The organism is Mycobacterium asiaticum DSM 44297 (genome assembly GCF_000613245.1).
Taxonomy (GTDB): Bacteria; Actinomycetota; Actinomycetes; order Mycobacteriales; family Mycobacteriaceae; genus Mycobacterium; species Mycobacterium asiaticum.
Genome location: NZ_HG964936.1, coordinates 942026 through 953444, shown reverse-complemented (window position 1 = coordinate 953444; position 11419 = coordinate 942026). Strand labels below are relative to the sequence as shown.

Here is an 11419-nt window from a genome sequence, read left to right as displayed (position 1 = left end):
ATGCAACCACGCACCTCTGACAAGATGCTTTGACCAGCGCAATGGCATGATCGACGCGTGACAGCCGCCCTACACGTGCACCGCTTCGGTCCCTGCAGCCCACCGGAGGTGCTGGCGCTGCACGGGCTGACCGGCCACGGACAGCGCTGGCAGCACTTTGCCGACTACGTGCCCGAAATCGCCATCGCGGCACCCGATCTGATCGGGCACGGGCGGTCCACGTGGTCCGCGCCCTGGACCATTGAGGCGAACGTGGCGGCACTGAGCGCACTGCTCGAGGACGAGGCGCAGGCACCGGTGCACGTGGTCGGCCACTCCTTCGGCGCCGCGCTCGGGCTGCACCTGGCCGCGGCCCGCCCCGATCTGGTGGCGTCGTTGTTGTTGCTGGACCCCGCTATTGGGCTGGATGGGGGCTGGATGGCGCAGATCGCCGAGGCGATGTTCGCCAACCCGGATTATCCCGACCGCGCCGAGGCCAGGCAGGAGAAGGCGGCCGGCTCCTGGGCGGACGTCGACCCCGCTGTCCTGGACGCCGATCTGAACGAACATCTGATCGAGCTGCCCAACGGTCGATACGGTTGGCGCATCAGCCTGCCCGCGATGATGTCTTACTGGAGCGAGCTGGCCCGGGACATCGTGGTGCCGCCCGCCGGGACGCCGACCACGCTGGTGCGGGCCAAGTGGACGTCGCCGCCTTACGTCGGGGAGCGGCTGATCACCGGACTGCGCGATCGGCTCGGTGACGATTTCGAGTTGCTCGACTACGAATGCGATCACATGGTGCCGCACGCCAAGCCCGACGACGTCGCCACCCTGATTCGTAAGCGATGCCAATGGCTCAGGTGACCGACGAACAGATCGAGCGGGTGCGCTCGCTGGTCGCGGCCATCCCGCCCGGCAAGGTGTCGACGTACGGTGACATTGCCGCGGCCGCAGAACTTTCCAGCCCACGCATCGTCGGCTGGATCATGCGCACGGATTCCGCCGACCTGCCCTGGCATCGGGTCATCACCGCATCGGGACGACCGGCCCGGCACCTCACGACCCGACAGTTGGAACTCCTGCGCGCGGAGGGAGTGCTGGCCAACGACGGCAGAATCACGCTGAGTGAAGTGCGCTACGAGTTCGGGCGCAAGGACTAGAGGACCACTAAAGGATCAGCCGCACCAGCGCCGCGGTGCGGGCCAGACCGGGAAACGCCTCGGCCGTGGACCTCGGGTGCAGCGCATGTACCGCCAAGCGAAACATCAACGCGCGCAACAGCATTTGCGACCACTCGGGTAACGCGTTCCACCGCTCGATGAGACCGTCGTCCGCCTCGCCCCAGGACAGAGCATCGACGACGACCACCCCGGCGGCCCAGGACGCGGGCCGCCAGTACGGCGTGATGTCGGTGATGCCCGGCGGCGCCGTGCCCGCGAAAAGCACCGTGCCGTAGAGATCGCCGTGTACCAACTGATGCGGGCTACGGGTTGGTTTGCGCAGTGTCGCAAGCTGATTGATCAACTCGACCGAACGCTCGGCGTCCGCGGTGGCCGGCGCGGTCCGCGCCCCCGGCGGGATCGACTGCAACGGCCGCTCCTCCCAGGCGGCACGATCGGCCGCGATGAAGACGTCGACATCACCCCAGGGCGCGGTGGGTCCCTGCGTCAGGAAACGTGGCCGCTCCAGCTTGCCGGTGGCTTCGTGCAGTCGCACCGCGGCCGAAACCACCTCATCGTGTCGGGGTTCGGGCGCGCCCGCCACGAACGTGTCCGCTCGCCAGCCTGACACCACATACCGCCCGTCGGTCGACCGTACCGGGCGGGCCAGGCGCACGCCGTCGACGAACAACGTTTCCCGCACCCGGGCCGACCAGGTGGCCCGCGCGTTGTCGGCCACCATCGACAGCACCACTTCGCCGCACCGCCAGCCGCCCTCCCAGGCAGCGCCGAGCGGGGCGGGTTGCACACCTGTCAAACCGAAAGCCGCCAGCACGTGCTCGGGCGGTGGCTCGACAGTCACGAGGACCAGCCTAGTAGAGGCTTTGCGGGCTTCGGCGCTGTGACGCTCGGGTGTTGCGGCCATGGCGATCCGATTCCTCAGACCGCGCCCGAGACGCAGAGCCGTGAGAAGCGGTGCCGCGCGCATCCGGCGCCGGTCGAGATCGTGTCGTTCCGCTTCAGCTCGGCCGCCGGCGAGGAGTCGTCCGTCGGGAGTCATTGCAGGCGTTGTGCACCGCGCTGGATCCAAACTGCTGCAGCCAACGGCTCAGTACATGGCCATGTCGGGCTCAATTTGCTTGGCCCAGGCGGCTATTCCCCCCTGCAGATGCACCGCATCGGAGAAGCCGGCCCGCTTGACCGCGGCCAATGCCTCGGCCGAGCGCACGCCACTCTTGCAGTACAGCACTGCTTTTCGGTCCTGCGGCAATTGCGACAGGGCCTCGCCGGACGTGATCAACGCCTTCGGGATCAGCTGCGCACCGTCGATGTGCACGATGTCCCATTCGGCCGGCTCACGCACGTCGATCAGCGCCAGACGAGCGCCGGAATCCAGCATGTCGCGCAGTTCCCGCGGGGTGATGGCCGAATCGCCGGGCGCTTCCTCGGGCGCCACACCACAAAAGTCCTCGTAGTCGACAAGCTCGGTGATCTTGGGCGTCGTCGGGTCCTTGCGGATGCGGATCGTGCGGTAGCTCATCTCGAGGGCGTCATAGATCATCAATCTGCCCAGCAGCGTCTCGCCGAGCCCAGTGATCAGCTTGATGGCTTCGGTGCCCATCACCGATGCGATGGAAGCGCAGATGATGCCCAGCACACCGCCTTCGGCACATGACGGCACCAACCCGGGCGGCGGCGGCTCGGGATACAGGTCGCGGTAATTGAGGCCCAGACCGTCGGGCGCGTCCTCCCAGAACACCGAAACCTGGCCCTCGAAGCGGAAGATCGATCCCCAGACATACGGCTTACCCGCCAGCACCGCCGCGTCGTTGACCAGGTAACGGGTGGCGAAGTTGTCGGTGCCGTCCAGGATCAGATCGTACTGCTCGAACAGCTCGACGGCATTGCCGGCGTCCAGCCGGAACTCGTGCAGTCGCACGTCGACAAACGGATTGATCGCCGCGATGGAATCGCGAGCCGACTGGGCTTTCGGGCGCCCAACGTCGGCGACACCGTGGATGATCTGTCGCTGCAAGTTGGACTCGTCGACGACGTCGAATTCGACGATCCCGATGGTCCCGACACCCGCGGCTGCCAGGTACAACAGTGTCGGCGCGCCCAGTCCACCGGCGCCGATCACCAGCACCCGCGCGTTCTTGAGCCGCTTCTGCCCGTCGACACCCAGGTCCGGAATGATCAGGTGGCGGCTGTAGCGGGCCACCTCTTCGCGGCTCAGCTCGGGTGCGGGCTCGACCAGCGGCGGCAGGGCTCTCGTCACCGAATTTCTCCTGGACTTCCAATAATCTGCTCTTACCATCACAGCAGTTGCGTCATTCAACGGCAAACAACTCCGAAACGCTTCCCGAGGCAACGCCGAACGTCACGCTGGCCCAACCCTGCGCGTCGGGCGCCACTCTAATGTGACGCTCGAGGACACCGGGCCGGCGGCGGGACCCTGACGCGTCTGCTCGGCCTATGCGATCGGGTACGGCCAGGGGTTGAACCGGCAGGTCTTGCCGTCCGCCTTGACCTGGTCGGGGTCGAACTTGGCCCCGTCATCGTTGGCGGTGGAGAACGTCTGCTGCATCATCACCGGCGCCAAGCCGCCTTGCTGATCGCAGGGCTCATGGCGCACATACCCGATCGCGTGGCCGACCTCGTGGTTGACCACGTACTGACGGTAGGAGCCGACGTCGCCTTCGAACGGGACGGCGCCGCGGATCCAGCGCGCCTCGTTGATGAACACCCGCGCCTGCCGGTCCGCCCCGAACGCCGGGTTGTAGCAGGACGTTTCGAGGCGGAATTCGTAGCCGCAACCCTCCCGCACACTCACCGGTGACACCAGGGATAGGCGGAAATCGGGCTTGGCACCAGTGGTGGCGTCGATCCGGATGAAGGCAAACTGCGGGTTGTGGGTCCAGCCCTTGGGATTGGCCAGCGTCTGGTCGACCATCTGAGCGAACGCGCTGTCGCCGCCGTAATTGACCGGGTCCAGGCCGTTCTCGATCTCGATGGTGTACCGGAACACCTTGCCGGTGCCTTGACCGATCTGCGGCGTCCCACCCGGAATCACCCGGTAGGTCTTGTCGCCGGCCTCGGTGAACGGTCCGCCATCGGGCAGCGTTCCGGCCGGCAGGTTCGCGTCGAACGCGACGAGGCCGCGGGGCGGGGTGTCGATGATCGACGTACCCACCGCCCCGATGGTGGGTGGGTCCTTGTGGATCGAGTGCGCGGCCGGCTTGGGCGTGCTGGTCCCGGTCACCGTCTGGTAGGCCACCACCAACGTCAGCACCGTGAGCAGTGGCAGCGCGTAGGCCCGCCAGCCATAGGTCGACACGAAGCGTCCCAGCCACGATTGCTTGCGCCACTGGCGCGGCCGGTCCCGATCGGCCCGCGCCCGCCCCGCGCTCTGCCCGAGCGGATCACGCTGGGCCCGCAGCGGCTCCCGCCAGTCGTCACGCAGCACCGGTGACCGACCGGTGCCGTGCGAAGGGCGCGGAAATGTCATTTTTCCAGGATCGCACAGCGACTCCGGCCAGCCAGCCCTGGCGCGCCCGGAAAACGCGATAGCAGCAGTTCGGACCGGATAACAGCCCTTTGCCAGCCCCAGGTAGTAATGTCATGGCGATCGAAAGCGCGGCCGCGGGGATGACAAAATGGCCGCGCAAACCGGAGCGATCAGATTGAGGACCGATGAGCGATCTTGCCAAGGCGGCGCAGCGACGTGCCGTCCGGTCGCCCGCCGGTGTGCGCCCGATCGAAGGAGCGCCGCCCTCGAACCGACGCGGCAACCGACTGCCCCGTGACGAACGTCGCGGCCAGCTGCTCGTGGTGGCCAGTGACGTCTTCGTCGAAAGTGGCTACCACGCTGCCGGAATGGACGAGATCGCCGACCGGGCCGGCGTCAGCAAACCCGTTCTCTACCAGCACTTTTCCAGCAAGCTGGAGTTGTACCTGGCGGTGCTGAACCGGCACGTCGAAAACTTGGTGAGCGGCGTGCAGCAGGCCCTGGGCCGCACCACCGACAACCGGCAGCGGTTGCACTCGGCGGTCCAGGCGTTCTTCGACTTCATCGAGCACGACAGCCAGGGCTACCGGCTGATCTTCGAGAACGATTACGTCACCGAACCCGAGGTCGCCGCGCAGGTGCGGGTGGCCACCGAATCCTGTATCGACGCGGTATTCGCGCTGATCGCCGAGGATTCGGGCCTGGATCCACACCGGGCGCGGATGATCGCGGTGGGATTGGTCGGCATGAGCGTCGACAGCGCCAGGTACTGGCTGGACTCCGATCGCCCGATCTCGAAGTCAGACGCCGTCGAAGGCACCGTGCAGTTCGCCTGGGGCGGCCTGTCGCACGTGCCGCTCGCCCGCTCCTAGGCCCGGGCCGCGGTTTCCGCGCCGATCCCGAAGCCGACCCGGCGCGCGTCGGCGGCGCCGATCTCGACGTAGGCGATCTTTGCGGCGCTGACCAGGTAACGGCGGCCGCGCTCGTCGGTCAGACTCAACAGACCTGCGTCCTCGCGAAGCGCGGCGGCGACGAGTTCTTCCACTTCACTCGGTGTCTGCGAACTGGAAAACACCAGCTCGCGAGCACTCTGGGTGATACCGATCTTGACCTCCACGGGGCCCCTTCCGTTGGTATTCCGTCGCAGGCGTCTGTAGCAGCAGGCTAGTGGAAGCTGACCCGCCCTACTGCGCCCTGCCCCCAGGACGCCACTTCGCGGTTAGCGAACGAACCCATCACGATTCGGTGTACGGCTTGCGCGAGGCCGGAAACGCCCCATCTGCGTCATTACCATCGGCACCATCAGTACCACACGTAACACCCTCTACGACAACGTCCGGGACGTCGAGGACTACCCGGCCGATGACGCATACGCGGACGACGGCTCCGACGGCTGGGACGACACCGACGACGGCTACGACGGCTGGGACGACACCGACGAATGGGCCTGGCCATCGGATCGCCGCTGGCGGCCGGTCGCGCTGTTCGTCGGCGCGCTCATCGCGATCGGCGCCATCGCGACCGCGGTGATCATCAACAGCGGCGACAGCGCCACCACCAAGGCGACCGTGCTACCGCCGCGCCCGGCGATGACGCCGACCATGTCGACCACACCGTCGGCCACGCCCAGGACCAGCCAGCCCAACATGTCACCGCCATCGGCCACGGCGCCTAGCACCACCCCGGGCGTCACACGGCCGCTGCCGCCGGAAACCGTCACCACGCTGGCACCCGGCAACGCGCCGACTCGCCTGCCCACTGCGGCACCGGCGCCGACGGCCGCGCCCCCGGGCGCCGCCCTGAGCCCCCGAACCGTGGTCTACAGCGTCACCGGGACAAAGCAGCTCTTCGACCTGGTCAACATCGCCTACACCGATGCGCGAGGCTTCCCGGTGACCGAGTTCAACGTCGCGCTGCCCTGGACCAAAGTGGTGGTGCTCAACCCGGGCGTGCAGACCGAATCGGTGATCGCCACGAGCCTGCTCAGCCAGCTGAACTGCTCGATCGTCAACGGACAGGGTCAGCTGGTCAAAGCGTCGACCAACAACACGTCGCTGGCGACCTGCACCCGCTAACTCAGCCCAGACCCAGTTCGCGCATGCGCTGGTTGTGTGTCTCCTGCAGACGATCGAAGAACGTACTGATCTGACCGAGCCCGCCGGTGCCGGCTACCACCAGATCGACCAGCTCGTCATGGTCTGCGAGCAGGAACTGAGCCTGGGTGATAGCCTCCCCGGAGCAGCCGACGAGCCCACAAGGCCAACCTGCTGCGCTGCTTGCCGCTCGCTGTCACGGCGGCACGCACCTCGGCCACGACGAACTGCGAGTGCCCGGTCTCCGACAACGCCTCCCGCACCACGTCTGCCACCTCGTCGGGCAGCCCGCCGGCAATCTCGAGGTACAGGTCGGCGGCCAGCGCGTCGGCGACGTAGGTCTTCACCAGGGCTTCCAGCCAGGTGCTGGGCATGGTCAGCCGGTGGTAATTCTCCAGCGCCGACACGTACTTCGACATCGCCGAAACGACGTCCACGCCGCGGCTTTCCAGCGCGTCGCGCAGCAGCTCGTAGTGGCCCATCTCGGCGGCGGCGATGCTGGCCATCGAGATCCGGCCTCGCAGGTCCGGTGCCATCCGCGCTTCGTCGGTCAACCGGTAGAAGGCCGCTACCTCGCCGTAAGCGAGCAAAGCGAAGAATTCGTTGATGCCGGGGTGATCCGCCGGTAGCCGTGGCCTGGACGAATCCCCGTCCTGGTCGGCTGCTGCATCGGCGGATGAGGGCCCGGACGAGGGCGAAGTCATGGCAACACTGTAGTAGGCAGGCGAGGAACCAACCGGTGCCCGCCGATCGACCAGCTATGATGGACAACGGTAGTGGCTGAATCTGTGCTGCCACCGCCGAAGAAATGTGCGTGCACGCTACGGCCCGCCCCCCGCCCTAGGGAAGCGGCAGCAGGCCTCGGCGACGTAATCGGAGTCGGACACCGTGCGCGCGAGAACCGCGACACAGAAGCACCGACGCAATTTTCGACTACGTCACCATTGAAAGGCCCACCCCCCGCGTATGACCGCACTCAAAAGCACCACTGGATTAACCTTTGCCAGCCTTGGCGTCCGCGACGAGATTGTTCGCGCGCTGGCCGAGAAGGGTATCGAGACACCGTTTGCCATCCAAGAACTCACGCTGCCCCTCGCGCTCGCCGGCGAGGATGTGATCGGCCAGGCCCGCACCGGCATGGGCAAGACCTTTGGGTTCGGGGTGCCGCTGCTGCAGCGCATCACCTCCGAGACCGCGACGCGGCCGCTGACCGGGGCCCCGCGGGCCCTGATCGTGGTGCCCACCCGCGAGCTGTGCCTGCAGGTCACCGGTGACCTGGCCGCCGCGGGCAAGTACCTGACCGCCGACCAGGAGGACGGCGGTCAACGTCCGCTGTCGGTGATCTCCATCTACGGCGGCCGCGCCTACGAGCCGCAGATCGACGCGCTACACAAGGGCGTCGACGTCGTCGTGGGCACCCCGGGCCGGCTGCTCGACCTGTGCCAGCAGGGGCACCTTCAGCTGGGCGGGTTATCGGTGCTGGTACTCGACGAAGCCGACGAAATGCTCGACTTGGGCTTCCTCCCCGATATCGAGCGCATCTTGCGGCAGATTCCGGCCGACCGCCAGTCGATGCTGTTCTCGGCGACCATGCCGGACCCGATCATCACGCTGGCCCGTACCTTCATGGTCCAGCCCACGCACATCCGGGCCGAGGCGCCGCATTCGCTGGCCGTGCACGACACCACCAAGCAATTCGTCTACCGCGCCCACGCGCTGGACAAGGTGGAGTTGGTCAGCCGAATCCTGCAGGCCGAGGGCCGTGGCGCGACAATGATCTTCACCCGCACCAAGCGCACCGCCCAAAAGGTGGCCGATGACCTGAACGAGCGCGGCTTCGCCGTCGGCGCCGTCCATGGTGATCTTGGCCAGATCGCCCGCGAGAAGGCGCTCAAGGCTTTCCGCGCCGGCGAGGTGAACGTGCTGGTCGCCACCGACGTCGCCGCCCGCGGCATCGACATCGACGACATCACCCACGTCATCAACTACCAGTGCCCCGAGGACGAGAAGATGTACGTCCACCGCATCGGGCGCACCGGCCGCGCCGGGCGCACCGGCATCGCGGTCACGCTGGTGGACTGGGACGAGCTGGAACGCTGGGCGATGATCGACAAGGCGCTGGGCTTGGGCTCCCCCGACCCGTCCGAAACCTACTCCAGCTCGCCGCACCTGTACGAGGAGCTGTCCATCCCGGCCGAGGCCACCGGCAACGTCGGCGCGCCGCGAAAGGCTCCGGTCAAGCGGCGCGAAGCCAGCAGCAACAGCAGCAGCGGCGCCACCGAGCGCCCCGCGCGACGCAGCAAGCCACGCAAGCGCACCCGCGGCGGCAAGCCCGTTACCGGGCATCCCGCCGGCGCGGCCGTGGCCGGTGACGGCGCCCCCGAAGCGGCGGCGACCGCTACCTCCGGTTCGGGTCCCGCGGCCGGCAACGGCACTCGGCGTCGTCGGCGTCGTCGCAAGCCGGCCGAGGCCGCCGCGCCGGCCAACTGAGCGGCCATACTCATCGAATGGTCCGACCCGAACGCCGCACCAAGGCCGACATCCTGGCCGCCGCGACGATCGCGGTCGTTGTCGCGGTCATCGCGGCTCTGATCTGGTGGACCAGCGACGCCCGGGCCACCATCAGCCGGCCCGCGGCATCCCCCGCGCCTGCCCCGACCCAGGCGCGTGCGGTTCCGGCCGAGCTGCATCAGCTCTGGACCGCCCCGAGCCCGGCCACCCGGGTTCCGGTCGCGGTGGGCGGAACGGTCACAACGGCCGTGGGCCGCGAGGTGCAGGGACGCGACCCGGGCACCGGCCAAGTGCTGTGGAGTTACTCGCGGGACACCGACCTGTGTGGTGTGACGTGGGTTTACCGCTACACCGTCGCCGTCTATCGGGACGCCCGTGGCTGCGGTCAGGTCAGCACCATCGACGGGTCCACCGGACGGCGCGGGCCCGCACGCAGCAGCTACGCCGACCCGCAGGTGCGCCTGTCCACCGACGGCACGACCGTATTGTCGGCCGGCGCCACCCGGCTGGAGATGTGGCGTTCGGACATGGTCCGGATGATGGCCTACGGCGAGACCGATGCCCGGGTCAAACCGGTCAACCGTGGCCTGCACTCGGGCTGCAAGCTGGAATCGGCCGCGGCCAGTTCGTCGGCGGTGGCGGTGCTCGAGGCGTGCGCGAACCAAGCCGACCTGCGGCTGATCCTGCTGCGTCCGGGCAAGGAGGACGACGAACCTCAGCAACAGGCGGTGCAGGAGGGCGGGGTGCGCCCCGGCACCGGGGCCCGCGTGCTGGTGGTGTCGCAGAACAGGACCGCGGTGTATTTGCCCACCCCGCAACCGCGCGTCGATGTGGTCGACGAGACCGGTACGACGGTGTCCAGCACGCCACTGCCCGGTCCACCACCCGAGTCCGGAGTGGTGTCGCAGAGCGGAAGCCTGGTCACTTGGTGGACCGGCGCCTCGCTGCTGGTGTTCGACTCAAGCACGCTGACTCAGCGCTACACCATTGCTGCCGGGGAGACCGCAGCGCCGCTGGGTCCCGGTGTGATGATGGCCGGTCAGCTGCTGGTACCGGTGACCAATGCGATCGGTGTGTACGACCCGGTCAGCGGCGAGCCCAGCCGGTTCATCCCGGTGCAGCGGCAGTCCAGCAGCTCGCCGGTGGTGCCGGTGGTGACGGGTTCGCAAGTGATCGAGCAGCGTGGCGACACCGTGGTGGCCCTGGGCTAGGTTGTGCCGGGGTTGCGCGAGCAGACGCGAAAGCCCCCGAAAACACGGCGTGGCGGGTTCTTTTGCGTCTGCTCGCCAAGGGGAGCCGAGGGACTAGTACTCGACGGTGAACGTCGGCAGCGCTTTGCCGGTCTTCCAGTGCTTGAGCAGCGCCTGCGCCAACTCCTGGTAGGCCAGCGCACCCTTGTTCTTGCGCCCGGACAGCACCGACGAGCCCGATGCGCTGGCCTCGGCGAACCGCACGGTCCGCGGAATGGGCGGCGCCAACACCGGCAACGAATATCGGTCCGCGACGTCGACCAGGACGTCCCGGGTGTGAGTGGTCCGCGAGTCATACAAGGTCGGCAGCGCGCCCAGCAGGCGCAGGCTGGGGTTGGTGATCTGCTGGACGTCGGAGACGGTGCGCAGGAACTGGCCCACTCCGCGATGTGCCAGCGTCTCGCACTGCAGCGGGACGATGACCTCGTCGGCCGCGGTCAGCCCGTTGAGGGTGAGCACACCCAGCGACGGCGGGCAGTCGATGATCACCACGTCGAAATCGTCGGCGAGTTTGGCCAGCGCCCGCTTGAGCGCGTACTCGCGCCCGGCCCGCATCAGCAGCATCGCCTCGGCGCCCGCCAAGTCGATGTTGGCCGGCAGCAAAGTCATTCCCTCGGTGGTCGGCACCAACGCGGCGTCAGGTTCCACCTCACCGAGCAACACCTCATGCACGGACACCGCCAGCTTGTCCGGATCCTGGCCCAGCGAAAACGTCAGACAGCCCTGCGGATCCAGATCGACGAGCAGCACCCGTTTGCCCTTGTCCACCATCGCCGCACCGAGCGAAGCGACCGTCGTCGTCTTGGCCACACCGCCCTTCTGGTTTGCCACAGCCAGTACGCGCATGTCAGTCACAGTGCCCATCCTGGCATGTACCCCCTGCTCGGGTTCCGGTGGCGGGCCCGGCACCGCCCC

General features: G+C 67.7%; 11 protein-coding genes and 1 pseudogene. 6 read left to right on the top strand and 6 right to left on the bottom strand.

Going from position 1 to position 11419, the window contains the following annotated elements; all coding sequences use genetic code 11:
* Window positions 1–57: 57 nt before the first annotated feature.
* Complete coding sequence (locus tag BN972_RS04560) at window positions 58–846, top strand: alpha/beta fold hydrolase (RefSeq protein ID WP_036353399.1); 789 nt, start codon at window positions 58–60, stop codon at window positions 844–846.
* The gene (locus BN972_RS04555) at window positions 834–1142 is read left to right on the top strand and encodes an MGMT family protein (protein WP_036353396.1); all 309 of its coding nucleotides are present in this window, start codon (window positions 834–836) and stop codon (window positions 1140–1142) included. The genes BN972_RS04560 and BN972_RS04555 overlap by 13 nt, the downstream gene beginning before the upstream one ends.
* 7 nt (window positions 1143–1149) lie before the next feature.
* On the opposite strand, the gene BN972_RS04550 is transcribed toward BN972_RS04555, so the two are convergent.
* From BN972_RS04550 to BN972_RS04540, 3 genes are all read right to left on the bottom strand, one after another.
* A complete protein-coding gene (locus BN972_RS04550; RefSeq protein WP_036353393.1) occupies window positions 1150–2004 on the bottom strand; it encodes a TIGR02569 family protein in 855 nt (284 codons plus the stop codon).
* 246 nt (window positions 2005–2250) lie between these two features.
* Window positions 2251–3420 carry an adenylyltransferase/sulfurtransferase MoeZ gene (moeZ, locus tag BN972_RS04545; protein WP_036353390.1) on the bottom strand — a complete coding sequence of 390 codons (1170 nt, stop codon included), beginning with the start codon at window positions 3418–3420 and terminating at the stop codon, window positions 2251–2253.
* 195 nt (window positions 3421–3615) lie between these two features.
* The gene (locus tag BN972_RS04540) at window positions 3616–4650 is read right to left on the bottom strand and encodes a DUF3152 domain-containing protein (protein WP_036353388.1); all 1035 of its coding nucleotides are present in this window, start codon (window positions 4648–4650) and stop codon (window positions 3616–3618) included.
* Window positions 4651–4835: 185 nt separating this feature from the next.
* On the opposite strand from BN972_RS04540, the gene BN972_RS04535 reads away from it, so the two are divergent.
* Window positions 4836–5522, top strand: a complete 687-nt coding sequence (locus BN972_RS04535; protein ID WP_036353385.1) for a TetR/AcrR family transcriptional regulator — start codon at window positions 4836–4838, stop codon at window positions 5520–5522.
* Here the strand turns inward: BN972_RS04535 and BN972_RS04530 are convergent.
* A complete protein-coding gene (locus BN972_RS04530; protein WP_036353382.1) occupies window positions 5519–5767 on the bottom strand; it encodes a DUF3107 domain-containing protein in 249 nt (82 codons plus the stop codon). The genes BN972_RS04535 and BN972_RS04530 overlap by 4 nt on opposite strands.
* A 184-nt stretch (window positions 5768–5951) precedes the next feature.
* Here BN972_RS04530 and BN972_RS04525 point away from each other — a divergent pair, with 184 nt between their 5' ends.
* On the top strand, window positions 5952–6725 hold the full coding sequence (locus tag BN972_RS04525) for an MmpS family transport accessory protein (protein ID WP_080696690.1): 774 nt from the start codon (window positions 5952–5954) through the stop codon (window positions 6723–6725).
* Between the two features lies 1 nt (window position 6726).
* Here the strand turns inward: BN972_RS04525 and BN972_RS04520 are convergent.
* Window positions 6727–7447, bottom strand: a pseudogene (locus tag BN972_RS04520) (ferritin-like fold-containing protein).
* A 262-nt stretch (window positions 7448–7709) separates the two neighbouring features.
* Between BN972_RS04520 and BN972_RS04515 the strand changes: the two are divergent.
* Both BN972_RS04515 and BN972_RS04510 read left to right on the top strand, forming a co-directional pair.
* The gene (locus BN972_RS04515) at window positions 7710–9233 is read left to right on the top strand and encodes a DEAD/DEAH box helicase (RefSeq protein WP_036353376.1); all 1524 of its coding nucleotides are present in this window, start codon (window positions 7710–7712) and stop codon (window positions 9231–9233) included.
* A 17-nt stretch (window positions 9234–9250) separates the two neighbouring features.
* A complete protein-coding gene (locus tag BN972_RS04510; protein WP_036353374.1) occupies window positions 9251–10465 on the top strand; it encodes an Rv3212 family protein in 1215 nt (404 codons plus the stop codon).
* A 93-nt stretch (window positions 10466–10558) separates the two neighbouring features.
* Here the strand turns inward: BN972_RS04510 and BN972_RS04505 are convergent, their stop codons facing one another.
* A complete protein-coding gene (locus BN972_RS04505; RefSeq protein ID WP_080696787.1) occupies window positions 10559–11359 on the bottom strand; it encodes a ParA family protein in 801 nt (266 codons plus the stop codon).
* Window positions 11360–11419: the final 60 nt, after the last annotated feature.

Bases quoted from the DNA above. Each gene is read 5' to 3' on its own strand.
- BN972_RS04555 (WP_036353396.1), top strand. From the start codon at position 834: ATGGCTCAGGTGACCGACGAACAGATCGAGCGGGTGCGCTCGCTGGTC.
- BN972_RS04540 (WP_036353388.1), bottom strand. From the start codon at position 4,650: ATGACATTTCCGCGCCCTTCGCACGGCACCGGTCGGTCACCGGTGCTG.
- BN972_RS04535 (WP_036353385.1), top strand. From the start codon at position 4,836: ATGAGCGATCTTGCCAAGGCGGCGCAGCGACGTGCCGTCCGGTCGCCC.
- BN972_RS04515 (WP_036353376.1), top strand. From the start codon at position 7,710: ATGACCGCACTCAAAAGCACCACTGGATTAACCTTTGCCAGCCTTGGC.
- BN972_RS04510 (WP_036353374.1), top strand. From the start codon at position 9,251: ATGGTCCGACCCGAACGCCGCACCAAGGCCGACATCCTGGCCGCCGCG.